At 59.9% G+C, this 25096-nt stretch carries 21 protein-coding genes; 8 read left to right on the forward strand and 13 right to left on the reverse strand.

The genetic code is table 11. The annotated features are described in order from the left end of the window. Positions 1 to 27: 27 nt before the first annotated feature. From ACIQ1A_RS03535 to dnaA, 9 genes are all read right to left on the reverse strand, one after another. A complete protein-coding gene (locus ACIQ1A_RS03535) occupies positions 28 to 432 on the reverse strand; it encodes an ExbD/TolR family protein (protein ID WP_395769686.1) in 405 nt (134 codons plus the stop codon). A gap of 12 nt (positions 433 to 444) precedes the next feature. Then, entirely contained in the window at positions 445 to 882 is a 438-nt protein-coding gene (locus tag ACIQ1A_RS03540; protein ID WP_395769687.1) for an ExbD/TolR family protein, read from the reverse strand. 27 nt (positions 883 to 909) lie between these two features. Beyond that, the gene (locus ACIQ1A_RS03545) at positions 910 to 1662 is read right to left on the reverse strand and encodes a MotA/TolQ/ExbB proton channel family protein (RefSeq protein WP_395769688.1); all 753 of its coding nucleotides are present in this window, start codon (positions 1660 to 1662) and stop codon (positions 910 to 912) included. Between the two features lie 53 nt (positions 1663 to 1715). Continuing rightward, positions 1716 to 2369: an energy transducer TonB gene (locus ACIQ1A_RS03550; protein WP_395769689.1), complete on the reverse strand. Its 654-nt coding sequence runs from the start codon at positions 2367 to 2369 to the stop codon at positions 1716 to 1718. Positions 2370 to 2477: 108 nt separating this feature from the next. Then, the gene (locus ACIQ1A_RS03555; RefSeq protein WP_395769690.1) at positions 2478 to 3833 is read right to left on the reverse strand and encodes a tetratricopeptide repeat protein; all 1356 of its coding nucleotides are present in this window, start codon (positions 3831 to 3833) and stop codon (positions 2478 to 2480) included. A 96-nt stretch (positions 3834 to 3929) separates the two neighbouring features. Beyond that, positions 3930 to 6368 (reverse strand): DNA topoisomerase (ATP-hydrolyzing) subunit B, encoded by a 2439-nt coding sequence (gyrB, locus tag ACIQ1A_RS03560; protein ID WP_395769691.1) that lies wholly within the window; start codon positions 6366 to 6368, stop codon positions 3930 to 3932. A gap of 109 nt (positions 6369 to 6477) precedes the next feature. Continuing rightward, on the reverse strand, positions 6478 to 7563 hold the full coding sequence (gene recF / locus ACIQ1A_RS03565) for a DNA replication/repair protein RecF (protein WP_395769692.1): 1086 nt from the start codon (positions 7561 to 7563) through the stop codon (positions 6478 to 6480). Then, positions 7563 to 8663, reverse strand: a complete 1101-nt coding sequence (gene dnaN, locus ACIQ1A_RS03570) for a DNA polymerase III subunit beta (RefSeq protein ID WP_395769693.1) — start codon at positions 8661 to 8663, stop codon at positions 7563 to 7565. The genes recF and dnaN overlap by 1 nt, the downstream gene beginning before the upstream one ends. Before the next feature lie 212 nt (positions 8664 to 8875). Beyond that, positions 8876 to 10186 carry a chromosomal replication initiator protein DnaA gene (gene dnaA, locus ACIQ1A_RS03575; RefSeq protein ID WP_395769694.1) on the reverse strand — a complete coding sequence of 437 codons (1311 nt, stop codon included), beginning with the start codon at positions 10184 to 10186 and terminating at the stop codon, positions 8876 to 8878. 151 nt (positions 10187 to 10337) lie between these two features. Between dnaA and rpmH the strand changes: the two genes are divergently transcribed. The 4 genes from rpmH to mnmE all read left to right on the forward strand — a co-directional run bounded on the left by rpmH (position 10338) and on the right by mnmE (position 14002). Further along, complete coding sequence (rpmH, locus tag ACIQ1A_RS03580; RefSeq protein WP_188449585.1) at positions 10338 to 10478, forward strand: 50S ribosomal protein L34; 141 nt, start codon at positions 10338 to 10340, stop codon at positions 10476 to 10478. 31 nt (positions 10479 to 10509) lie between these two features. Further along, positions 10510 to 10866: a ribonuclease P protein component gene (rnpA, locus tag ACIQ1A_RS03585; protein WP_395769695.1), complete on the forward strand. Its 357-nt coding sequence runs from the start codon at positions 10510 to 10512 to the stop codon at positions 10864 to 10866. Positions 10867 to 10932: 66 nt separating this feature from the next. Next, on the forward strand, positions 10933 to 12645 hold the full coding sequence (yidC, locus tag ACIQ1A_RS03590) for a membrane protein insertase YidC (protein WP_395769696.1): 1713 nt from the start codon (positions 10933 to 10935) through the stop codon (positions 12643 to 12645). Between the two features lie 13 nt (positions 12646 to 12658). Continuing rightward, positions 12659 to 14002 carry a tRNA uridine-5-carboxymethylaminomethyl(34) synthesis GTPase MnmE gene (mnmE, locus tag ACIQ1A_RS03595; protein ID WP_395769697.1) on the forward strand — a complete coding sequence of 448 codons (1344 nt, stop codon included), beginning with the start codon at positions 12659 to 12661 and terminating at the stop codon, positions 14000 to 14002. A gap of 18 nt (positions 14003 to 14020) precedes the next feature. Here the strand turns inward: mnmE and ACIQ1A_RS03600 are convergent, their stop codons facing one another. Both ACIQ1A_RS03600 and ACIQ1A_RS03605 read right to left on the reverse strand, forming a co-directional pair. Next, a complete protein-coding gene (locus ACIQ1A_RS03600; protein WP_395769698.1) occupies positions 14021 to 14980 on the reverse strand; it encodes a UDP-glucuronic acid decarboxylase family protein in 960 nt (319 codons plus the stop codon). Beyond that, a complete protein-coding gene (locus tag ACIQ1A_RS03605; protein WP_395769699.1) occupies positions 14977 to 15822 on the reverse strand; it encodes a glycosyltransferase family 2 protein in 846 nt (281 codons plus the stop codon). The genes ACIQ1A_RS03600 and ACIQ1A_RS03605 overlap by 4 nt, the downstream gene beginning before the upstream one ends. A gap of 194 nt (positions 15823 to 16016) precedes the next feature. Here ACIQ1A_RS03605 and ACIQ1A_RS03610 point away from each other — a divergent pair, with 194 nt between their 5' ends. The 3 genes from ACIQ1A_RS03610 to ACIQ1A_RS03620 all read left to right on the forward strand — a co-directional run bounded on the left by ACIQ1A_RS03610 (position 16017) and on the right by ACIQ1A_RS03620 (position 20212). Continuing rightward, complete coding sequence (locus ACIQ1A_RS03610) at positions 16017 to 18242, forward strand: NADP-dependent isocitrate dehydrogenase (RefSeq protein WP_395769700.1); 2226 nt, start codon at positions 16017 to 16019, stop codon at positions 18240 to 18242. 8 nt (positions 18243 to 18250) lie between these two features. Next, positions 18251 to 19156: an alpha/beta hydrolase gene (locus tag ACIQ1A_RS03615; protein ID WP_395769701.1), complete on the forward strand. Its 906-nt coding sequence runs from the start codon at positions 18251 to 18253 to the stop codon at positions 19154 to 19156. A gap of 264 nt (positions 19157 to 19420) precedes the next feature. Continuing rightward, entirely contained in the window at positions 19421 to 20212 is a 792-nt protein-coding gene (locus ACIQ1A_RS03620) for a class I SAM-dependent methyltransferase (RefSeq protein WP_395769831.1), read from the forward strand. Here the strand turns inward: ACIQ1A_RS03620 and ACIQ1A_RS03625 are convergent. After that, on the reverse strand, positions 20209 to 21966 hold the full coding sequence (locus ACIQ1A_RS03625; RefSeq protein WP_395769702.1) for an ABC transporter ATP-binding protein: 1758 nt from the start codon (positions 21964 to 21966) through the stop codon (positions 20209 to 20211). The genes ACIQ1A_RS03620 and ACIQ1A_RS03625 overlap by 4 nt on opposite strands. Before the next feature lie 35 nt (positions 21967 to 22001). On the opposite strand from ACIQ1A_RS03625, the gene ACIQ1A_RS03630 reads away from it, so the two are divergent. Then, complete coding sequence (locus ACIQ1A_RS03630) at positions 22002 to 22547, forward strand: pseudouridine synthase (protein WP_395769703.1); 546 nt, start codon at positions 22002 to 22004, stop codon at positions 22545 to 22547. A gap of 62 nt (positions 22548 to 22609) precedes the next feature. Here the strand turns inward: ACIQ1A_RS03630 and hrpB are convergent, their stop codons facing one another. Further along, a complete protein-coding gene (hrpB, locus tag ACIQ1A_RS03635) occupies positions 22610 to 25093 on the reverse strand; it encodes an ATP-dependent helicase HrpB (RefSeq protein WP_395769704.1) in 2484 nt (827 codons plus the stop codon). Positions 25094 to 25096: the final 3 nt, after the last annotated feature.

The following is a 25096-nucleotide window of genomic DNA, read 5'->3' on the forward strand; positions in this document are numbered from 1 at the left end:
AAAAAACGCCCCTTGCGGGGCGTGTTCTCATTCCTGGAAGCTGATCTTTTTAAGATCGGCGTTCTTGGTCCGCGCCAACACCTTCGCCAGAGTTTCATATTCCGCTTCTGGGTCGATGGTGATGTTGATGGTCGGCTGCACGTCACGCGCGCCTTCCACGTTGAATTGCGCTTGCAGAGTCGCCATCGGTACCGGACTGCCGTTCCAGGCCACGGTGCCACCGGCCTGGACATGGATGTCAATCGGCTCCGGCGGCTCTTTTTCCTTCGGCGGATCTACCGTCGACTTCTGCGGAAGATCGACCTGGATCTGATACGACAGCGGCGGCGCCGTCACCATGAAGATGATCAGCAACACCAGCATGACGTCGACCAAGGGGGTCACGTTCATGTCGGCCATTGCGCCGCCGTATGAGTTGGAGCTGAATGCCATAGTCTTACTTCCTTAGTTACGCTCGGGCATCGACACGAAGCCGACTTTACGCATGCCGGACTCCCTGATGATGGTGACGACCGTCTTGATCTTCTCGTACTTGGTGTCTTCGTCGGCACGGATATCAACCTGCGGCTGCGGCTCCTTGGCCAGATTGGTGGCCAGATTGACCTCCAATCGGTTTTTCAGGCCTTGCGGATCGGAGACGCTGCCCATCGGCTGATCGTTCCAGAACACGTCGCCATTGTTGCTGATGGCGACGGTGACCGGCGGCACGAGGATTTCCGGCTTCTTGTCCAGCGATGCGGTCGGCAACTCAACCTTCACTTTGTGCGCCATCAACGGCGCGGTAATCATGAAGATAATGAGCAGCACCAGCATCACGTCGACCAGAGGGGTCACGTTGATTTCGGCCATCGGGCCACCGCTGGAATTTGAACTGAAAGCCATGACTGGAGTCCTCGGACGGAGAGTGGATTACTTGCTGCCGACGCGTGAGCCGGTCGCGAAGAAATCGTGCAGATCGTGTGCGAAGGTGTCGAACTTCGAGTAAATGTTGCGGTTGCTGCGATTGAAGGCGTTGTAAGCCACCACCGCCGGAATCGCGACGAACAGACCGAAAGCGGTCATGATCAAGGCTTCACCGACCGGGCCGGCAACGGCATCAATCGATGCTTGGCCGGTGGCGCCGATGCGGATCAGGGCGTGGTAAATGCCCCAGACGGTACCGAGCAGGCCGACGAACGGGGCGGTCGCACCGACGGTGGCAAGCCAGGTCAGGCCGTTTTCCATATTGGCACTTTCACGGGTGACGGCTTGGCGCAGAGCGCGGTCGACGAACTCGGATTTGCTCAGGCTCTGGGCCAAAGCATTGCCTTCCTGGTGGGAAGCGGCCTCGATGGAGTCCAGAGCAATTTTCGAGAACGGCTCATTGGACTTCTGCTCTTCCAGAAACTGACGGGCTTCCCGCGGGTTCTTGATGGACCAGAAGGTCTCAATGATGCGATCGGCGTTGGCGGCAATACGGCCATTGTTGATCGCATTCATCACGGTGTACCACCATGAACCGATGGACATGACGATCAGGGTGATGAGCACCACCCAGCCGACCACGTCCATGTTCTGCACCATGTGGCTGAAACCCATTTGCTGCAGGGCTTCAGCGTTGTTGGACGATCCGCCCGCAGCGGAAGCGGCGGCAGTAGCGGTTAAAATGAGGTCCTGCAACATAAGGAATACCTTTATAAGTTAGTTAATGAAGAAAATACGGTACAACTGTCAATTTACATCGTGAAGTCAACGCTTACCAGAGCAGTGCCGCCAACCGGCTGACCATTCTTTTTACCTGGATTGATTTTCCATTTCCGGATGCCGGCCAAGGCCGCACGGTCCAAATCGCGGTTTCGGCTGGATCTATGCACCGAGGCATCGAGTACCGTACCGTTGGCATCGTAAGTCACCTGAATGACAACGGTACCCGTGGCGCCAGCACGGGCCGCGGCCGGTGGGTATTTAATCGGATACTGGGCGCGGGTCGAGGCATCGACATCACCGCCGCCGAAATCTGCCGGCGGGCCGGCGGGTGGGGCGGGCGGGGTCGGCGGCGACTGGGTGTCCATCGGACCCGGGGTGTCATAAACCATTGGCGGCTCATCCGGCGGCGGCGGCGTTTTCTGCGGCGTCGTTTGGATAATCTGTTTTTTCAATTCTTTCGGCGGATCCGGCGGCGGTGGTGGTGGTGGTGGTGGTGGTGGTGGTGGCTCGGCAAACGAAACCAAGGTGATGGTGTCTTCGCCTTTTTTGGTGTCCGGCGCAGAAACAGGGGCCATGAGCATCATGAATATCAGCACATGCACGGTAATGGCGGCGGCGTTTGCCGACACGCGTGGCACGCTGATCTTGTTCTTCTGCTCGTATTTAGAATTCAAATCCGTCATGTGGCGGCGGCTCTGCTTAATGGATGTTCAATGACGCTTCTGCGCCGTGACCCGCAAACACGCGGGAACCTAGAAGTTTACAACAGTTTCCAAAGCCCTGCCAAGCACCTACTTGGCGCCGGCCTGTTTCAAGCGCTTATTGGCCTCGGCCTGGGTTTCAGGGTCCTTGGCGGCCTCTTTCAGTGCCGCAATCATCGCGGCCCGGTTATCAAGCCCGAACTCCGACTCCGACTCCGCGATGATCAAATAAGCATCACCCTTATTGTCAACACCCTTGCTTAACCCCCGCTGAGCCGCAGCCTTGGCCTTGGCATAATCGCTTTCTTCAGCATAGACACGGGCCTGGAGGACGTCATACGCCCCCTTGGGGGACAGGTAAGCCGCCTTGCCCCAGGATTCGATGGCCGATTTGGGCTGATCCGTGTAGTAGTAGGACTGGGCAAGAATATTGTAGACCCCGGCATCCGGCTTGATGATGCCTTTGCCCATGCCGTCATTGATGATTTTAATGGCCTGCGCCTCCTTGCCCTCGAGGTAGGAATAGGACACATAGCCGGCTTCGTATTCTGCAAGCGTCTTAATCTGGCCTTTGGCATACAGGTCGTCGAAGATTTTTGCAGCCTTGTCATACTGCTTTGCATTGGCTAGAACCAGGAGCTGTTTGACCTGCGCGCCACTGTCTCCGGTGGCCGCACTGGCACTGGCGGTCTTGGCCACTTCATCGGCGATTTTGTTGGCCTCGGCTTTCTGTCCGGTTTTGTTGTATGCATCCATCAGCATGACGGCGATGTTGGGGTCGGCGCCTTTGTCGAGGACATAGGCGGGCTTCAGCGTTGAAATCGCATCCGGATATTTGGCCAGCCGGTAGTTGGCATTGCCCTTGTTCTTGAGCACCTGAAGGTCATCGACAACGCCTGTTTCGGCCGAGAATCGATTGAGATAGTCGAGGGCTTCGGCATATTTCTTGTCGTTGATTTTCAACAGGCCCAGATTGCGCATCAAGTCATAATGCTTATTGTTGCTGAGACCGCCCTGTTTGACTGCCGCTTCAGCCTGTCGTGACATTTCCGCGTAGTTGGTTGGATCACGCTGGATCTGGGCAACGTATTTCTGGAAATAGGCTTCGGACTTTTCTTCGTTGCTGGCATCGGGATTGGCGAGCACGGCATCGGCGGTGGCGGTCAAAAGCGCCGGATCCTGACCATTGGACGCCTTCACCATCGCTTCCCACTCTTTCTTGATTTTACTAGGCGCCGCCGCAGGTTCGGGGCGCGTCGCATTCGGATACTTGCTGACGACCGCCGCGGCGGCATTGGCCTGAGCGTCGCAGTCAACGGTCTTGCCTTCAGCGGTGTAGCATTTTTCCGCCTTGAGCCGATCACGGGTACCGCCTGTCTGTGCCTGCACCGAAACCGAAGCGATCATCATGACCGAAACCGCTGCCCAGAATTTCTGCTTGTTCATGGATTTTCCTAATGCCATATAACCGGAAGGATAGAGTAATTGCTCTCGTCGATTCACTCAAGTGGTCGGCCCGGGCAGGCCCGGGGCCGTTCATATTCAAATATCGAGATTGCCGACCTTGAGCGCGTTCTCTTCGATGAAGTCACGGCGGGGCTCGACCAACTCGCCCATCAGGGTCGAGAAAATCTGGTCGGCGGCGACGGCGTCTTCGATCTTCACTTTCAACAGGCGGCGGGATTCCGGATTGACCGTGGTTTCCCAGAGCTGTTCCGGATTCATTTCACCCAGGCCTTTGAAGCGCTGGATGGTGCGGCCCTTCTTGGCTTCGTCCAACAACCAGGCCTGCGCTTCGGCAAAGCGGCTGATGGACAAGGTTTTGCCGCCGCGCTGCACGCTGGCGCCTGGCTGTATGAGGCCATGCAAAACCTGCGCAACCTCATTGATTAGACGCAGCTCGCCATTGACCAGCTGACTGGCGGCGACCGTCTGGATGACCTGTAGACCGTTGTGCTGCTTTTCGATGACGAGCGCGCCCTGCTGTTCGTCGCTGGCCGTCTGAACCGAGACGGCATAGCGCGCCTTGCCGGCGCCACGGTTATTGAGCTTGGCCCCGAGTGCCGCGGCCCAGTCGCTCAGCGCGCCGGCGGTTTCGAAATCATCCATGCGCAAAGCGCGGCTGTCGAGCACAGCCTGCAGCACATCGACATCGACGCGGTAAGCGAAGCGCTCCATCACTTCCTGTGCGGCGACCACCTGCAGCATCAGTTTTTCCAGCGCCTCGCCGCGGATGGCTGGAGCGCCTTCGCCGGGAACCAGCTCGGCGTTTTCAACGGCATTGCTGACCAGGTAGGCATTCAGCGCCGGCACGTCTTTCAAGTACAGCTCGTTCTTGCCTTGCTTGATTTTGAACAAGGGCGGCAGACCGATGTAGATATGCCCGCGCTCGATCAGCTCCGGCATCTGCCGGTAGAAGAAGGTCAACAGCAGGGTGCGGATGTGCGAGCCGTCGACGTCGGCGTCGGTCATCAGGATGATACGGTGATAACGCAGCTTGTCCGGATTGTATTCTTCCTTGCCGATGCCGCAGCCCAACGCGGTGATCAGCGTACCGACTTCCGCGGAACCGAGCATGCGGTCGAAGCGGGCGCGCTCGACATTGAGGATTTTGCCTTTCAACGGAAGGATGGCCTGGGTCTTGCGGTTACGACCCTGCTTGGCGGAGCCGCCGGCGGAGTCACCCTCGACGATGAACAGTTCCGAGAGTGCCGGATCTTTTTCCTGACAGTCAGCAAGCTTGCCCGGAAGGCCGGCGATGTCCAACGCGCCTTTGCGGCGGGTGAGATCGCGGGCTTTGCGCGCAGCTTCACGCGCGCGCGCGGCATCGCAGATCTTGCCGGCAATGACTTTCGCCTCGGCCGGATTTTCCTGCAGGAATTCTTCCAGCTTCTGGCCGATGACCGCTTCCACCGCCGGACGCACTTCCGAGGACACCAGCTTTTCCTTGGTCTGCGAACTGAAGCTCGGATCCGGCACTTTCACCGACAGCACGGCGATCATGCCTTCGCGCATGTCGTCGCCGGTCGGCGCGATCTTGGCCTGTTTGGCGATGCCGCTCTGCTCGATGTAATTGGTGAGCGTGCGGGTCAATGCCGAACGGAAGCCGATCAGGTGGGTGCCGCCGTCTTTCTGCGGAATGTTGTTGGTGAAACAGAACATGGTTTCCTGGTAGGAATCCGTCCATTGCAGCGCGATATCGACCACGATGCCGTCTTTCTCGCCGCTGGCGGCGATGACCTTGCTGTGCAGCGGCGTCTTCAGCTGCGCCAGATGTTCGACGAAGCTGGCGATGCCGCCCTCGTATTCGAACAGATCGCGTTTGCCTTCCGGACGCTCGTCAATCAACTCGATGCGCACGCCGGAGTTGAGGAAGCTGAGCTCGCGCAGACGCTTGGCCAGGATGTCGTAATGGAACACGACGTCGGTGAAGATTTCGGCACTGGGCAGGAAGCGCAGGGTGGTGCCGCGTTTGTTGGAATCGGAAACCTTCTTGATCGGATACACCGGTTCGCCGAGCGCGTATTCCTGCTGGTAGTGGCCGCCATCGCGCCAGATGTCCAGCCAGAGCGAGGATGACAACGCATTGACCACCGACACGCCGACGCCATGCAAGCCGCCGGAAACCTTGTAGCTGTTGTCGTCGAACTTACCGCCAGCATGCAGCACGGTCAGAATCACTTCAGCGGCTGACACGCCCTCTTCTTTGTGAATATCGACCGGAATGCCGCGACCGTTATCGGAAACCGAGCAGGAGCCATCATTGTGCAACGTGACTGTCACGGTGTCGCAATGGCCAGCCAGAGCCTCATCGATGGCGTTATCGACCACCTCGAACACCATGTGATGCAGGCCTGTGCCATCATGGACGTCGCCGATGTACATACCCGGGCGTTTACGTACCGCTTCCAAGCCCCGTAGGACGGTAATGCGACTGGAATCGTAGGTCGATTCCGAACCCGTGCGTTCTTGTTCCGTCATGCGATCGTTTAAACTCCAAAAGAGCGCTTCAAGCGTTTGTTTTATATGGCTATTTTAATAAAATAGGCAAGGCCTTGATTATACACCAAATCCGCTTGAACCACCATCCTTATTGAAGGTCTGAAACCCGACCTTGTTCCACGTGAAACAGCTTCAAAACCGGGAAGATCTCGGCATAAATCGGCAGGGCTTCGGTACCGCTGATCCAAATTTGGGCGTGTGTGTCCGAAAGCCATTGCAGAACCCGTCGGAAATGACCCGCATCCAGTTCGGAGGCTAAATCATCAAAGCACAGGATGGGCCAGAAGTCTTTCTCAGCAACAAACTGTTGGGCTTGGGCCAGAAGCGCAGAGAGGGCGAGAAGTTTTGCTTGCCCCCGTGAGAAGTGCTCTTGCTGCAGTTGCCCATTTAAATTGGCCTGCCAATCCGCCCGGTGTGGCCCAACCCCGCAAAAGCCGGTCTGCATATCGCGGTCCTGGTTCAGGCGCAAGGCATCCAAAAGACCCATCTGAGCCTGTCGCCAACCGGCGTTATAGGTCAGTGCTGCCGGCCCGCACTCGGGAAGGAATTCATGGCAAATGGCCTGAAAGCCCGGATTCAAGCTGTCCAGATAGCGTTGTCGGTAAAAATGGATGGCTTCCCCGGACTCCGCATATTCCATATCCCAGGCCGCCAAGGTCTGTGGCGCGGGCTGGGTTTTCAGTAAGGCATTGCGCTGTTTCAGGGCGCGGTTGAATCGCCGCCACTGTGGGAAAAAATCGGGTTCCACGTGAAACAACGCCCAATCCACGAACCGCCGCCGGTTTTCTGCGGCGCCGGAAATCAGGGCGTGACTGCCGGGTTCGAAACTCAAGACCGGAAAATGGCTGCAAAATTGGCTGAGATTATCGACATCGGCGCCATCCTGGCGTGCCTGCCAATCATTGCCACTGTGTTGAAGGCCGGCCTGATGGGGGGTGCCTTGGTGATCGTGCCAGCGAGTTGTGATTTGGAGGGCACCGGTACTTTGTTTAATCAAGCCATCGCGAACACGCCCACGGAAGCTGCGGCCATAGCCGAGGATGTGAATGGCTTCAATGATGCTGGTTTTACCGGCACCGTTTTCACCCAGTAAAAGATTAACGCCCGAAACGGGCGTTAATGAGAACTCGGTAAAGCATCGCAGGTTGGCGCCCTGCAGTTCAGTCAAATGCATCACAGGCGCAGGGGCATAACCACGTGGCGGCTGCGCTCATGACTGGCTTCACGCACTAAGGCCGAGGAGTTGCCGTCACGCAGCTTGATGAGAACGGTGTCTTCGCGCAGGGCCGAGAGGGCCTCCAACAAATAGTTGACGTTGAAGCCGATGCTGATGCCCTGGATGGCCGAATCGATGCTGATTTCTTCTTGGGCCTCTTCCTGCTCTGGATTATGCGCAACGATGTTGAGGACGCCGGGGTTGATGTCCAGTTTCACGCCTTTGAATTTTTCGTTCGACAGAATCGCGGCGCGTTGCAGGGCATTGCGCAGCAAATCGCGGTCAATGCGCATTTCCTTGTCGGCACCGATCGGAATGACGGCTTCGTAATCCGGGAACTTGCCTTCAATCAGTTTGGTGCTGAAGGTGACATCACTGCGGCTGATGCGCAGATGGTTGTTACCGACCTCAAGCTCGATGTCGTCACTTCCGTCTTCCAGAAGGCGTTGCAGTTCGAGCACGCCTTTGCGCGGCATGATGATCTGTTTGCGGTTCTCTACGCTTTCACTCAATTCGGTTTCACACAAAGCCAAACGGTGGCCGTCGGTAGACACACAACGCAGGGTTGTGCCTTTCAGATCGAACAGCAGACCATTCAGGTAATAGCGGACATCCTGCTGGGCCATGGCGAAGGCTGTTCGCTCGATGAGTTCCTTCAGGGCGGCTTCAGGTACACGGATGCGCTCGATTATGGCGAGCTGGTCGTTTTCCGGGAAATCCCGGGCGGGCAGGGTGGCCAGAGTGTAACGGCTTTTGCCGGCTTGGATGGTGGCTTTGTCACCGGTATGGCTTAGCACGATTTTGCTGCCATCGGGCAGGGCACGCACGATATCGAAAAGTTTGCGTGCCGGAATGGTGACCTCGCCATCTTGACCGTCATCGATACTGCAGCGCGCAGCCAGCTCAACTTCGAGATCCGTTCCTTTCAGGCTCAATTGCCCGTTTTCCACCTGGACCAACAAGTTGCTCAGGACCGGCAGAGTCTGACGTCGTTCAACCACATTGACGACCTGTTGCAGGGGTTTCAAAAACGCTTCACGGGAGAGGCTAAAACGCATAGTGGAATTCCAATGACTAAGGTTAATTATTCAAACTGGTGGTGGTGGTAGTGTCCGGAAAATAACGGGATAACTCTATAGCTTATTGATTTTAAACAAAAAAATAGACAAAAAAGGGTGGTGACAAGCGGCCATAAGAACTGTTGGTCATTTGTGGATAAGTTATTCCACCAATTTCCAACCACAAATTATCCACAACTTCCTCACCTGTATTACTCCGTCAATTTCCGAACCAATTTATCCCAATCTTCCCTGATTTTTCCATCCGATTCGCGCAAGCCCGAAATAACCCGGCAACCGTGCAGCACGGTGGTGTGATCTCGGCCACCGAACGCCTCGCCGATTTCCGGCAAACTGTGTTCGGTCAGTTCCTTGGCCAAAGCCATCGCCACCTGCCGCGGCCGCGCCAGGGAGCGCGTGCGGCGCGCCGACAGCAGATCGGACAGCTTCAATTGATAGTAGTCTGCCACGGTTTTCTGAATATTGCTCAAAGAAATCACGGTGGCTTGGGCACGCATCAGGTCGCGCAGGGTTTCCTGGGCGAATTCGAGCGTAATCGGCTTTCCGGTGAAGTTGGCGCGGGCTGCCAGAGTGTTTAGAGCCCCCTCCAGATCGCGCACACTGGAATGCAAGCGCTTGGCGATCTGCCAAGCGACATCGGCCGGAAAATCAATCCCGCGCCGCTGCGCTTTGTCCATCAGAATGGTGGCGCGGGTTTCATCATCCGGCGGCTCCAGCACCACTGAAAGCCCCCAGCCCAGGCGTGATTTCAGCCGCGGTTCGAGATTTTCGACCTCCCGCGGATAGCGGTCGCAGGTCATGATGATCTGCTGTTTTCCGTCCACCAGGGAGTTGAAGGTATGGAAAAACTCTTCCTGGGTGGTGTTCTTGCCGGCAAAGAACTGAATATCGTCGATCAGCAGGGCATCGACCTGCTGGAACTGCTTCTTGAACTGCGCCATGGTCTTGTCGGCCAAGGCTTTCATCATGGCGTTGAAGAACTGCTCGGAGCGCAGGTAAAGCACGCGCATGCTCGGATTGTGGGCGCGCATGAAATTGCCGGCGGCATACATCAAGTGGGTTTTACCAAGGCCCGTGCTTCCGTATAGCAGTAGCGGATTGTAGGCTTTGCCCGGATTTTTGGCGACCTGCAGAGCCATGGCATGGCCCATTTGGTTGCATTTACCGACCACGAAATTATCGAAGGTGTAATGGCCGTCGACATTGCCCTGAAAATCGGCCTCGGCGGCCTTTTTGGCAACGGTTTTGACTGGGGCGGCCGCTTTCGAACTGGATCCGACTTGGATGCGCACCACCAGATTGGTGCCTGAATAATGTTTGGCCAGCTCCTGGATGCGTGGCAGGTAATGTTCACGCACCTGGTCGACCACGAACGCATTCGGCGCAAGCAATTGCAATTCATCACTGTTTCGGCTGGCCTGAAGGGGCTTCAGCCAGGTGTGGACATCTTCCGCTGGATATTCCTGCTCCAGGCGCTGCAAACATTGCGACCAAACGTTCATGCGGGGTTAAATCTTCTGTGGATAACTCACTCGGTTGACCAGTCTAGCCTGTTGCCTCAGGTTCTGCCAAGCGTTCTGTCACTTGACGGCAAGCCCGTGAAGCCGTTATACTTTTCAGTTCACTACACCCCCTTTTGAACGAGGTGCCGTCATGGCCACCAAACGCACGTACCAACCCAGCAATCTGAAACGCAAACGCGACCACGGTTTCCGTGCCCGCATGAAAACCGCCGATGGCCGCAAGGTTCTGGCCCGCCGCCGCGCCAAGGGCCGCGCCCGCCTCTGCGTCTAACGCTCCGGCAGCCTCCGGGCTGCCTTTGGCCATGGCCGATCCGTCGCCAAAGCCGTTTCCAAAATCCGCACGTTTGCGTGCAGCGCCTGAGTTCCAAGCCGTATTCAAAACGGGCTTGAAGCACTCGGGCGTATTTTTTCGCCTCTATTTCCTGCCCGGAAGCGCCTCGGCCCGGTTGGGTCTGGCGGTGCCGAAGAAAGCGGTGCCGCTTTCGGTCACCCGCAACCGACTCAAACGCCTTTGTCGTGAAGCCTTCCGGGGCGCTCCGAAAATTCCGGGTGATTATGTGTTGGTGGCACAATCCCGCGCTCGGGACGCCAACAATCCCGCCGTCCGCGCTGAGCTGAACCGCCTGTTTTCGGTGATAACGTCAACCGACACCTTGTAAAACAGGCGCACGGCACCCAAACACAGTAAAATTGGCGACTTGCCCTGCCGCTTGCTGAAACCACCCATGAATCAAACACGCACTTTTCTTCTGATCGCCTGGTTGGCGGTCGCCTTTCTGTTGTTCCAGCAATGGCAAACCCCGGCGTCGACACCTCCGACACCGGCGGCCAACACCCCTGCAACGCTTGCACCAACGCCGGCTGCCGTAGGCGCTTTGCCGGCACTGCCCGCCGCGCCCATGGCTGGAGCTCCAGCCTTGCCGGCATTACCCACTGCCGCAAGTACCGCGCAAACGGTGGAAATCGTCACCGATGTGTACCGCCTGACCGTGGATCTGAAAGGCGTCAGCATCATCCGTGCCGAATTGCTGACCTACCCGATCGAAAAAAAGGCCGGCAGCGCCAATGTCATGTTGCTGGATAACGGCAGCACCGATTTCTTCGTTGCCGAATCCGGATGGCTGACCCGCACGCATACCTCCGAGCCGAACCATAATGCGATTTTCACCACAGCCGATACCCAGAGCCGATACGAATTGAAATCCGGCCAGGACAGCCTGTCGGTACCGTTCGTGTGGACCGATGCCAGCGGCATCAGCCTGACCAAAACCCTGATCCTGCAGCGCGGTAAGTTCGAGATTGGCGTCCAGCAGACCCTGCGCAATACCGGCACCGCGCCGTGGTCGGGTTTTGCTTACGAACAACTCAAGCGCATTCCGCCGCCACCGCCGCCGAAACACGCCGGCTTCACCAATCCGGAATCTTTCAGCTTCATCGGTTCGGCCTGGTACGGCGAGCCCGACAAATACGAAAAGATCAGCTTCGCCGATTACTACGATGACGGCGTGATCCAGAGTCCGAACAAGCCGATCACCGATGGCTGGTTCGGCATGCTGCAGCATCACTTCGTAACGGTCTGGTTGCCTGCCAAAGGGGACACCCAGACCTATTCCATCGCCACCGAGGGTCCGTTGTCGCAGGCCTATTATCTAGTGCGCGGCGTTTCCGGCGAAACCGTGCTGGCGCCCGGCGCCAGCCACAGCCGTGAAGATCGCCTGTGGGTCGGCCCGAAAGAACAGAAGCCGATGGCCGGTGTGCATCCGACGCTTGATCTGAGCGTGGATTACGGCATTTTCAGTTTCCTCGCGCAGCCTTTGTTCTGGCTGTTGTCCAAGCTGCACGACATGCTCGGCAACTGGGGCTGGGCCATCATCGCCATAGTCATCGTGCTGAAGGCCCTGCTGTTCCCGCTGTCGGCCAAGCAGTACCAGAGCATGGCGAAAATGCGTGCCATCCAGCCGCGCATCGAAGCCTTGAAAGAACGCTACGGTGACGACCGACAGAAATTCGCGGTCGCGCAGATGGAGCTGTACAAAAAGGAAAAAATAAATCCGGCCGCAGGCTGCCTGCCGATGCTGATTCCGATTCCGATTTTCCTGGCACTGTACTGGGTGCTGGTGGAGTCGGTCGAGCTGCGCCAGGCGCCGTGGATCGGATGGATCCAGAACCTGACCGACGCCGATCCGTATTTCATCCTGCCGGCGCTGAATCTGATCGTCATGTTCCTGACCCAGAAGCTGACGCCGATGCCGGGCATGGATCCGCTGCAGAAGAAGATGATGACCTTCATGCCACTGATTTTCGGCGTGATGATGGCCTTCTTCCCGTCCGGCCTGGTGCTGTACTGGGTGACCAACGGTCTGCTCGGCTTGGCCCAGCAATGGTGGATGACCCGCAAATACGGCACGCACGGCCACCATCCCGCGCCGGCAAAATAATCCGGCGCGTGCGATGACCGCCCCGACCGACACCATCGCCGCGCTCGCCACCGCGTTCGGTCCGGCCGGCGTCGGCATTGTCCGGGTGTCCGGGCCGAAGGCGCGTGAAATCGGTGAAAGCCTTTGCGGACAAAGCCTGAAGCCGCGCCATGCACTGCACGCACACCTACGCGATGGCAGCGGCGAAGTGCTCGATGACGCCGTGCTGATTTTTTTCCAAGGGCCGCATTCCTATACTGGCGAAGATGTGCTGGAATTGCAGGCGCACGGCAATCCATCCTTGCTCAATGCCCTTCTGCGCGAATGCCGCCGCTTGGGCGTGCGCGATGCGCGCCCGGGGGAGTTCACCGAACGCGCCTTCCTCAACGACAAACTCGATCTGGCCCAGGCCGAAGCCGTGGCCGATCTGATCAGCGCGCAGTCGGAAACCGCGGCGCGTTCCGCCCGGCGTTCGTTGGACGGCGTGTTCTCGAAGCGTTGCCATGCCGTGGCTGAACAGCTGGTGCACGCCCGCGTTTACGTGGAAGCGGCGCTGGATTTTCCCGATGAAGAAATCGATTTCCTCGCCGCGCCGGAAATCCGCAATCTGCTGGAGCGTTGCAGGACCGATCTGGCGCAGCTGCGTGCCGAGGCCGAGCAGGGCAAGCGTCTGATGGACGGCCTGCATGTGGTCATCGTCGGTGCGCCCAATGCCGGCAAGTCGTCTTTGCTCAATGCCCTGGCCGGCGAAGACCGCGCCATCGTCACCGACATCGCCGGCACCACCCGCGATGTGTTGCGTGAAACCATCCAGGTCGATGGCCTGTGGCTGACCTTGGCGGACACCGCCGGGCTGCGCGAAACCGAGGAAACCGTGGAAGCCGAAGGCATCCGCCGCGCCCGCGGCGAGCTGGCCAAGGCCGATCTGGTGCTGGCCGTGCTCGACGACACCAGCAACGCCTTCGCGTCTCTGGCCGAAGCCTTGCAGGGCAGCGCCGCCCGCATTCTCTGGCTGCACAACAAATCCGATTTGAGCGGGCACGCCATTGCCCGCGAACAACGCGATGACGGCGTGCATCTCTGGTTGTCGGCCAAAAGCGGCGAAGGCTTGGATGCGCTGCGTCATGAGCTGGCACAGGCCGCTGGATTCGGCGAAAGCGGGACCGGCAGTTTCAGTGCCCGGGCACGCCATATCGACGCTTTGGATCAGGCCGTCGGCCATCTGGCGGCCGCCACGGCATTGTGCAATCAAACCCAGGCCGAACTGGCCGCCGAAGAACTGCGCCTCGCGCACAACGCCATCGGTTCGATTACCGGACATATGGATGCCGACGCCTTGTTGGGCCGGATTTTTTCGAGTTTCTGTATCGGGAAGTGAGCTTCGTTGAAGCCGGTCTTAATCTGAGGCCAACAAAGCCTCGAAATAAGCAATGGTATTTTTCAGACCATCTTCCAGCGGCGTGCTTGCCTGCCAGCCCAAGGTATCGCGGGCCAGTGAAATATCCGGGCAACGCTGGCGCGGATCATCTACGGGCAGGGGTTTCATCACCAGTGGCGAAGACGAGCCGGTCAGACGCAGGATCGTTTCGGCCAGCGCAATCATGGTGAACTCGCCTGGATTGCCGAGATTGACCGGGCCGGTGAAGCCCTTCGGGCTGTCCATCAGCTGCAGGATGCCGGTGACCAGATCATCGACATAACAGAACGAACGGGTCTGGCTGCCGTCACCGTAAAGCGTAATCGGCTCATTGCGCAGTGCCTGCATGATGAAATTCGAAACCACGCGGCCGTCGTTCGGGTGCATGCGCGGGCCGTAGGTATTGAAGATGCGCGCCACCTTGATGTCCAACCCGTACTGCCGATGGTAATCGAAGAACAGAGTTTCCGCGCAACGCTTGCCCTCGTCGTAACAGCTGCGCGGACCGATCGGATTGACATTGCCCCAGTAAGCTTCCGGTTGCGGATGAATCTGCGGATCGCCATACACCTCGCTGGTCGAGGCCTGGAAGATCCGCGCCTTCAGGCGCTTGGCTAGGCCGAGCATGTTGATGGCGCCATGCACCGAGGTCTTGGTGGTCTGCACCGGATCGAACTGATAGTGCACCGGCGAAGCCGGACAGGCCAGATTGTAGATTTCATCGACCTCGATATACAGCGGAAAGGTCACATCATGCCGCATGAGCTCGAAATACGGATGGTCAAGCAGATGCGCGATATTCTGCTTGACCCCGGTAAAGAAGTTATCAAGGCAGATGACGTCATGGCCGTCGGTCAACAGCCGTTCGCACAGATGCGAGCCGATGAAACCGCCACCACCAGTGACCAGAATGCGTTTGCGTCCGGAAAAGTCTTTCATATCTGCTCCGGCTTATCCATGGTCAGTAAAAGCCGAGCCTTGCTCACAAGCCGGTAGGGCGGTGGCATCCAGCTGGCGCTTTTCAGCTGGAAGGTAATATTCGGAAACGGCTTGTCTTCATCGCCTCCCCATTCCATCACCGCCGACACCACCGCGTCCCGCAACTCCTTTCTCACCGGTAGTGTTAGTTCTGTGCGGATGCCATGAAAACCCATGACCTGCAGTTTGGCAGCGCGGTAGAAGCTGTTGATGCAATGCTGGAGGTCCTTCTGCTTGATCTCATGGAAAGCCATGCGCTCCGAATCATCATGGGATATCGGATCGACCAGTTCCGCCGGATAGTGGCCTGTGGCCAGCCCGGTGATGCTCAGGCGGTCATACATGTCATCATCCTCGCCGCCCCATCCGGTAAACAGTTCGTCATAACCCTCAACGCTGCGGAACGCGCGGCGCGGACACAACACGGTGCCGTACGCCTCGAAATCACGGATGCCATCCACCGGCGCCTGCCGGTAGAAATGGCGTTCCCGCGCATGTTTGCGCATCCAGGCCACCAGGCCGTCACCGACCCGGATATCGGCATCGATGAAACAGATCCAGGGCGCTTGGCAGGCGGCGGCTCCGAGATTGCGCGCGCGCGGCAGACAGAAACCGGGATCATCGGTCACCCGCACCACCTTGACATCCGGGAAATTGTTTTCCACCCAGTCGCCGCTGTTCTGCGGACAGCCGTAATCGACGACGACGATTTCATCCGGCGCTTGCGCGACAATCAGGGGGAGGGTTTGCTGCAGATGGTGCAACCGGCCTTTACAGGTGGTTACGAAAGCGAATTGGTGCATTGCGCATCACAGTCCGGAACGGTTCAAAGGTCATGATAGTACAAGCGGCCGTCGAACCGGCATCCGCGCTGTTCGCTATTTCCCAAAACCCCTGAAATCAACGACAATAAGCCCACTTCATGAACCCCGGCTTGGCAGGGCGCACGGCCAATCCGTGCCGATGCCGGCCGCCCGCACAACGAGACGCCGAAACCATGTCCGATACCTCCAAAATCATTTACACGCTGACCGACGAAGCTCCGTTCTTGGCCACCCAATCACTGCTGCCGATTGTGAGCGCGTTCACCGCCGCCGCCGGCGTGTCCGTGGAGACCCGCGACATCTCGCTGGCCGGCCGCATCATTGCCCAGTTCACTGACCGCCTGCCGGAAAATCAGCGCATTGCCGACGATCTGGCCGAACTCGGTCAGCTGGCGACCCAGCCGGAAGCCAACATCATCAAGCTGCCCAACATCAGCGCTTCGGTGCCGCAGTTGAAAGCCGCCATCGCCGAACTGCAGGACCAGGGCTATGCGCTGCCGGATTTTCCGGAAGAAGCGCGCAGCGATGAGGAAAAGGACATCAAGGCGCGTTATGCCCGGGTCATGGGCAGCGCGGTCAACCCGGTGCTGCGCGAAGGCAACTCCGACCGGCGCGCGCCGCTGTCGGTGAAGAACTACGCGCGCAAGCATCCGCACAAAATGGGTGCCTGGCGTTCCGATTCCAAAACGCACGTGGCGCATATGGCTGACGGCGACTTCTACGGCAGCGAGCAATCAGTGCAGATCAGCCAGGCCGGCAATGTGGTCATCGAGTTCACCGGCAACGACGGCCAGCGCTTCCTGCTCAAGCGCGACCTCAAGGTCGGTGTCGGCGAACTGCTCGATGCCTCGGTGATGCGCGCCAAAGCTTTGGCGGCCTTCATCGATGAACAGATCGCCGATGCACGCAACCAAAATGTGCTGTTCTCGCTGCACCTGAAAGCGACCATGATGAAGGTGTCCGATCCGATCATGTTCGGCATTGCGGTCAAACGCTTCTACGCCGATGTGCTGGCCAAGCACGCGGCAGTGCTGGACGAGGCCGGATTCGATGCCAACAACGGCATCGGTGATCTGGTCGCGCGCCTGCCGCAATTGCCGGAAGCCGTACACGCCCAAATCGAAGCCGATCTGGCCGCGCAGTATGCCGTGCGCCCGGGCGTGGCGATGGTCAATTCCGACAAAGGCATCACCAACCTGCATGTGCCGAGCGACGTCATCGTCGATGCCTCCATGCCGGCGATGATCCGCGACAGCGGCGGCATGTGGAATGCCGAAGGCAAATTGCAGGACACCAAAGCGGTGATTCCGGATCGTTGCTATGCCGGCATTTATCAGGTCGTCATCGACGACTGTAAAGCCAAGGGCGCATTCGAACCGGCCAGCATGGGCTCGGTGCCGAACGTGGGCCTGATGGCACAGGCCGCCGAAGAATACGGTTCGCACAACAAGACCTTCCAGATTGCAGCCGATGGCGTGGTGCGCGTGCTCGATGCCGAAGGCGAAGTACTGATGCAGCACACGGTCGAAGCCGGGGACATCTGGCGCATGTGCCAGACCAAAGACGCGCCGGTGCGCGATTGGGTCAAGCTGGCGGTCAACCGTGCGCGCCTGAGCAACACCCCGGCGGTATTCTGGCTGGATGCCGCCCGTCCGCATGATCGGAACATCATCGCCTTGGTCGAGCGCTATCTGAAAGAACACGACACCACAGGTCTCGACCTCCACATTCTGGCGCCGGTGGATGCCATGCGCCACACGCTGGCACGTACCCGCCAGGGCCTGGACACCATTTCGGTGACCGGCAATGTGCTGCGCGACTACCTGACCGATCTGTTTCCGATCATGGAGCTCGGCACCAGCGCAAAGATGCTGTCGATCGTTCCGTTGATGGCCGGCGGCGGCCTGTTCGAAACCGGTGCCGGCGGCTCGGCGCCGAAACACGTGCAGCAGTTCACCGCCGAAAATTACCTGCGCTGGGATTCGCTCGGCGAGTTCCTGGCCTTGGCAGCCTCGCTCGAACATCTGGCTGAAACCACCGGCAATGCCCGCGCGCGCGTTCTGGCGGATGCGCTGGACATCGCCAATGGCCGCTTCCTCGACACCGACAAATCGCCGGGCCGCAAGCTCGGCACCATTGACAACCGCGGCAGCCATTTCTACCTCGCCCTGTATTGGGCCCAGGCACTGGCGGCGCAGGACGCCGATGCGGCGCTGAAGGCCCGCTTTGTGCCAATCGCCAAAGCCCTGACCGAGAACGAGGCCAAGATCGTCGCCGAACTTCTTGCCGTGCAGGGCCACGCGTTGGATATCGGCGGCTATTACCGTCCGGACGCGGTAAAAATGGCGGCAGCGCTTCGCCCCAGTGCCACGCTGAACGAAGCCTTGGCCGCGCGGTAACCCTTGCCATGAAATCCATCGCCTTGCGCTACATCCTTGTCGGCCTGTTGGCCGGCGCGTTGATCACTGCGGCGGTTGCCTTTGTGTTCATGCGCCAGCAGACGCCGGAGGCGCCGCCGCGCGCCGCATCAGTGGCCGATTTGCCGCGCTTCGAAACCTTTGGTTTAGCATTACCGACGCTTGGCGCGGATCGCAGCGTGCGGGTGTATTTGCCGCCGGCTTATGCCGGCTGCAAGGACTGTCGCTATCCGGTGGTGTACTTCATGGACGGACAGAATGTCTTCGATGCCGCGACCAGCTATGCCGGCGAATGGGGTGCCGATGAAGTGCTCGACGGCTTGTATGAAAAACACGGCCTGGCGGTGATTGCCGCGGCCATCGACCATGGCGGCGAAGCACGCATGCAGGAACTCAGTGTGTGGTCCAACCCCGAGTTCGCACCCGCCAAGGGTGAAGCCTATCTGGCCGATCTCATCGGTGCGCTGAAGCCGGCGGTGGATGCACGCTACCGGACGCAAGCACAGGCTGCTAGCACCGTCATTGCCGGCAGCTCCATGGGCGGATTGATGGCGCATGCGGCCGTGATGCGCCACCCCGAGGTATTCGGTCGCGCCCTGGTCTTTTCGCCCAGCTACTGGTTTTCCCCCGCCATCGCCCAAGAGACTGCAAATACTCCCTTGCAACCCGGACAGCGCGTGTATGTTTACGTCGGCGGATCCGAGGGCGACGGCATGCTGTCCGATGCCGAAGCCATGGCCGCGCGCTGGAAGGTCAAGCTTCCTGATACGGCTGCACTGCAGTTTGCCGCCGCCGCCAAGGCCGGGCATAACGAAGCGGCATGGCGCACCGCCCTGCCCGAAGCCCTGTGCTGGAGTTTCGCACCGGCATGCGAGGCTACGAGGCCGGCCCGCTAGGCCAACGCCAATGGATAGTCTTGGGGCCCAAGAAGACCGCGCCGTGGCCCTGTTCCAGAAGGCCAATGAAATCTTTACCGGCGGCAAACTGCATCCGCCGCAGCCCTGACGGACGGCAGCGAAATTCGTTAGACTGTGGCCCTACCGTCAACCAAGGGGATTTTCATGAAGCCGTACCATCTTTTAGCCGCCATCGGCGTGTTGGCATCCGCTGCCGCATTCGCCCAACATGATCACAGCACCGCCGCGGCGGACAAGCACGGCATGGATCATGAGAAAAACATGAGCCCGGAAAAAATGGCTGAGCATCACCGCGAGATGCTGCAGGAAATCCTCAAGGGCGATTGGCGCGATTCGAAAAACACGGCCCGCGATCAATACCGCCATCCGCTGGAAACCCTGACGTTCTTCGGCGTCACCCCGCACAGCAAGGTCATCGAAATCTCGCCGGGCGGCGGCTGGTATTCCGAAATCATCGCCCCGTATGCCACCAAACACGGCAGCTACACCGGTGCAGTCACCAATCCGGCCGTGATTGAAAAGGAAAGCTCGAAAGCCTATTTCGCGAAACAGAACCAGGCCCTGCGCGACAAGTTCGCCGCCAAGCCCGAAATCTACGGCAAAGCCGCGCTGCATGAATATGATCCGGCCAAGCCGGAGTTCGGCGCGCCCGGCTCGGCCGATGCCGTGCTGACCTTCCGCAACGTACACAACTGGCGCATGGCCAAGCAGGCCGAAGGCATGTTCGCCGGCTTCTTCGCGGTGTTGAAAAAAGGCGGCACCCTCGGCGTGGTCGAACACCGCGCCGCCAAGGATGTGGCCGATGACGACAGGTCCGGTTACGTGTCGGAAGCGCAAGTGATTGCGCTGGCCACCAAGGCCGGCTTCAAGCTGGATGCCCGCAGCGAAGTGAACGCCAACCCGAAAGATACCAAGGATTATCCGGGTGGCGTCTGGACTCTGCCGCCGACCTACGGCCAGGGCGACACGGACCGCGCCAAATACCAGGCCATCGGCGAAAGCGACCGCATGACCCTGCGCTTCGTGAAACCCTAAACGGTTTCGCCGGTCTGCAGTTTCCAAAGCGCCGCGTAAGCGGCGTTTTGTTTGAGTAATTCATCATGCGTGCCGGACTCGACAATCCGGCCGCCGTCCAGCACATGGATGCAATCGGCGAAACGCACGGTCGACAGCCGATGTGCCACGATCAGGCAGGACCGGCTGTGATTGAGCCGTGCCAGCGAACGCTGGATGGCCGCTTCGGTTTCGTTATCCACCGCCGATGTCGCCTCGTCCAGAATCAGCAGGGCCGGATTTTTGTACAGCGCCCGGGCCAGCGCGATGCGCTGGCGCTGGCCGCCGGAAAGCAGACTGCCGCGTTCACCGACCGGACTGTCGTAGCCCTTCGGCAGCGCGCTGATGAAGCCGTACGCTTCTGCCGCCATGGCTGCTTCTTGAACCCGGACAAGATCCGGCGTCTGTCCGTAGGCGATGTTCTCCGCCACGGAACCGTCGGTCAGGAACGGCTCCTGGGTGACATAGCCGATGGCGGCGCGCAGTGAGGATTTCGACAGCATGCGCAGATCCTCGCCGTCAAAACGGATTTCACCGGATTGCGCTTCAATGAAACCGAGCGCCAGTTTGATCAGCGTGCTTTTTCCGCTGCCGGTACCGCCGACCAGGGCGATGGTGGCGCCGGCAGGAATGTTCAGGCTGACGCTGTGCAGCACCGGGGTGGCGCCGTAGGCGAAGCCGACCGCATCGAACGCGAGCGCACCGCGCACCGGTGCTTTCACCACCACCGTTCCGTCGGCCGCCGGCGCGATGTCCAGCAGATCCATGACCCGGTCGACCGAGGCCATGGCCCGCTGGTACAGATCGGTCATGTCGGCCAGACGCGTCATCGGCCACAGCAGGCGTTGGGTCAGATACACCAGTGCCGAATAACTGCCGACGCCGAGTTCGCCCTTGAGCACCAGCGATCCGCCGTACAGCAGGGTCATCACGAAACCGGCCAGAATCGCCATGCGGATCACCGGTGTGATTGCCGCCGAGTAGCGGATCGCATCGCGGTTGTGTTCGCGGAAGCCGTCGCTGGCCGCGCGCAGGTGTTCGGCCTCGAAGCTTTCGGCGGTATAGGCCTGAATGATGCTCATGCCCTGCAGGTTGTTGGCCAGCCGGTTGGACACGCCGGCGGCGGCTTCGCGCGCCGCGGCATAACGCGGATACAGGCGCTTTTGGAACCAGAAGGTGCCGAACAGGATGAGCGGAATCGGAAGCAGGGCCAGCACCGCGGTGCTGGCGGTGAGCGAGAAGAATACCGCACCGACCAGGAGCGAAGACACGCCGACCTGGATCAGGTCGTTGGCGCCTGTGTTGAGGAAGCGTTCGATCTGGTTGACGTCTTCATTCAGTGCCGCCATCAAGCGGCCGGAACGTTCTTCCTGGATGAAGTCCGGCGGCAGGCGCTGGATGTGCGAATACGCTTCGAGGCGCAGATCATGCTGCAGATTCTGCGCGAGATTGCGCCAGACCAGACGATGCAGATATTCGAACAGCGATTCGCAGGCCCACACCACCACAGTCAGACCGACCAGCAGCCAGAGCTGCTGCATCGGATCGGCAATACCCAGACTGGCCAGAAACGATTCACGCTGGTTGACCACCACATCGACCGCGACGCCGATCAGGATTTCCGGCAGCACGTCGAACGCCTTGTTCAGCACCGAATACAGCACGCCACGGCGTATCGCGGTGCGGTAGGGTTCGGCGAAACGGCGCAGGCGTTTCAGGGGATGTACGGAAATCATCGGCGGGCCAGCTCTTTTTGCGGTTACACTGGGTTATGTTAATCGCTTTCAACAAGCCCTACGGCGTGCTGACGCAATTCACCGACCAGAGCATGCCGCCGCGGCCGACGCTCGCCGGGTTCGGCTTGCCGAAAGATGTGTATGCCGCCGGCCGGCTCGACATCGACTCCGAAGGCTTGTTGCTGTTGTCCGATGACGGTGCCCGCATCGCACAGATTTCCTCGCCGAAATTCAAATGGCCGAAAACCTATCTGGTGCAGGTTGAAGGCGTGGCCGATGAAACCCATCTGGCCCAGTTGCGTACCGGCGTGGTGCTGAACGACGGACCGACCCAGCCAGCCACCGCACGTCTGCTCGAAAAAGCGCCCGATTGGCTGTGGCCGCGCGATCCACCGGTACGTTTCCGCAAGAGCGTGCCGGAATCCTGGCTGGAACTGACCATCAAGGAAGGTCGCAATCGGCAGGTGCGCCGCATGTGCGCCGCGGTCGGTCTGCCCTGCCTTCGCCTGGTGCGCATCTCGGTGGGTCCGCATCGGCTTGACGGCTTGGCGCCGGGGCAATGGCGCAGCGAAGCCGGATGAATCAAAAAACCCGCCCATTGGCGGGTTTTTGTTGAGGCCACTACGAGAAAGCATTCAGCCGATCAGGTTCCCCGTGGCTTGGCGCGGTGGGTGGCCGGTGTATTCCACGGATCTTCCGGCCAGGGATGGCGCGGGTAACGGCCTTTCATTTCCTTGCGTACTTCCGCATAGGTGCTGTTCCAGAAACTCTTCAAGTCCTGTGTGATCTGCAGTGGCTTGCCGCCCGGGGAAAGCAGATGCAGCATCACCGTCACCCGGCCGTCGGCAATGCGCGGCGATTCGGCCAGACCGAACAGTTCCTGCAGTTTGACTGCCAATACCGGCGGACCGTCTTCGGCATAGGCAATCGTGCGTTCGATGCCGGACGGCGCTTTCAAGGACGTCGGCGCCAGCCGGTCGATCTGCTGGCGCGTGTTCCAGTCGAAAAGCCCGAACAGCGCATCGCCCAGTGCCGCCGCATCCAGACTGTCCAAGCGCGATTTGCCGCGCAGCGCCGGTTGCAGCCAAGCTTCCAGCGTCGCCAATAGCGCCGGTTCCGCTAAATCCGGTAATGCCAGTTCCGGCAACCATTCGCGCAGGCGGCAGACCCGCAGGCGGAATTGCTGCGCCTTCTCGGTCCAGGGCAGGATGTGCAGACCCTTCAGGCGCACCAAGGCGCACAACGCGGCGGCGGCCTGCTCGGGATCCACTTTGCCGCCAGACTGGCTGGACAGCACGATCTGATCAAAGCGACGTTCGCGGCGTGCAATCAGGGCATTGCTGCGTTCATCCCAGCGCACGCTGTCGCTGCTGACGAAGCGTTCCGGAAAATCCTGTTCGAGACGGTGCAGATCAAGCGGCGCGGCCCGCAGAATCAGCGCTTCCTTGGCCTCGAATTTCAGTTCACTGGCGCACAGCCAGGGTTCGCCATACAGGGCGCTGTCGGCATGAATGCGTGCCATCTTGCCACTGGCCAATGCATAGCGCAGCGGGTCGTGTTCGTGTTGTTTGCCGATGCGGTCGGGAAACGCATGCAGCAGCACATCGCCGAGTGCATGCGCCGGCACCGATGCCGGCGCCAAGGTTTCGCAGCGCAGTCGGCGACGCCATTGCGCTGCGGCAGCATCGATCAGCTTCAGGCCGCTGTTGCTGGCACCCTGCGGCGCGCGACGTGCGCGCAAATCGGCCAAGGCCAGCCAGCGTGCTTGCCAATCGTCGCGGCGGGTGCCGATCAGCGGATCACGGGCTTCGATCAGCGCGGCCAGATCGCAGGCCAGTGCTTTTTCGGTGTCGTCATGCACGGCCAGCAACATGGCGGCCAAGCGTGGATGCGTGCCCAAGCCGAGCATGCGCCGGCCGAGCGTGGTGATGCGCCGATCGCCATCGAGTGCGCCCAGTGCCATCAGCAAATCACGCCCCGCCTGCAGGGCACCGGTCGGCGGCGGGTCGACGAAAGGCAGTTCCGTACCGCCCCAGGCCGCCAGTTCGAGCGCCAGCGGGCTCAGCTCGCTGTGCTGAATTTCGGCGCGGCGCATCGGTTCCAGGCGTTGCGAGGCCGGCCATAGCCGATAACTCCATCCGCTACTGACGCGTCCGGCGCGGCCGCTGCGTTGATCAGCCGAGGCCTGCGAAATGCTCACGGTCTGCAAACGGCTAAAGCCCGAGCTCGGATCAAAACGCGGTTCGCGCGCCAACCCGGAATCAATCACCACGCGCACGCCGGGCAAGGTCACGCTGGATTCGGCGACATTGCTGGCCACCACCACGCGCCGGATGCCGTTGCCGGCCGGTAGCAGAACGCGGCTCTGCTGTTCAACCGGCAGATCGCCATGCAGCGCGAGCACCTCCAGCTGCGCCGAGGCCAGTGGCGCCAAGGCATCCTGCAGGGTTTGGATTTCACGGCGTCCAGGCAGAAACACCAGCACATCGCCGGGATGCTGCTGCAGGGCCTGTTCCACGGCGCGCCGGCATTGCGCAATCAAGGCTTCATCCTTGCGCGCCGGAAAGTGTGTGGTCTCGACCGGAAAGCTGCGACCCTCGCTGCTCAGGCGCGGTGCGTCGAGTTGTTTCGCCAAACGCTCGCCGTCGAGCGTGGCCGACATCACCACAAGCCGCAGATCCGGACGCAGCTGTTGTTGAATGTCGCGCGCCATGGCCAGGCCCAGGTCGCCGGCCAGATGGCGCTCGTGGAATTCATCGAACAGAATCGCCGCCACATCCTCCAGCATCGGATCGTCCTGAATGCGCCGGGTCAGCAGGCCTTCGGTCAGCACTTCAATTTCGGTGGCCGCGGAAACCTTGGATTCGAAACGGATGCGGTAACCGACGCGTTGCCCCACCGCCTCGCCGACCTGCTGGGCCATGAAGCCGGCAGCCGCACGTGCCGCGACGCGACGCGGTTCCAGCATCAGGATTTTCCGGCCCTCACGCCAGGGTGCGCTCAGCAAGGCCAGCGGTACCTGCGTGGTTTTACCCGCGCCGGGCGGCGCTTCCAACACCAGACGCGGGTGATTCGCCAGTGCATCGAGAATGTCCGGCAGCAGGGTCTGGATCGGGAAATCAGGCATACG

This window comes from Arenimonas sp., assembly GCF_044353605.1.
In the GTDB taxonomy this organism is placed as follows: Bacteria; Pseudomonadota; Gammaproteobacteria; order Xanthomonadales; family Xanthomonadaceae; genus Arenimonas.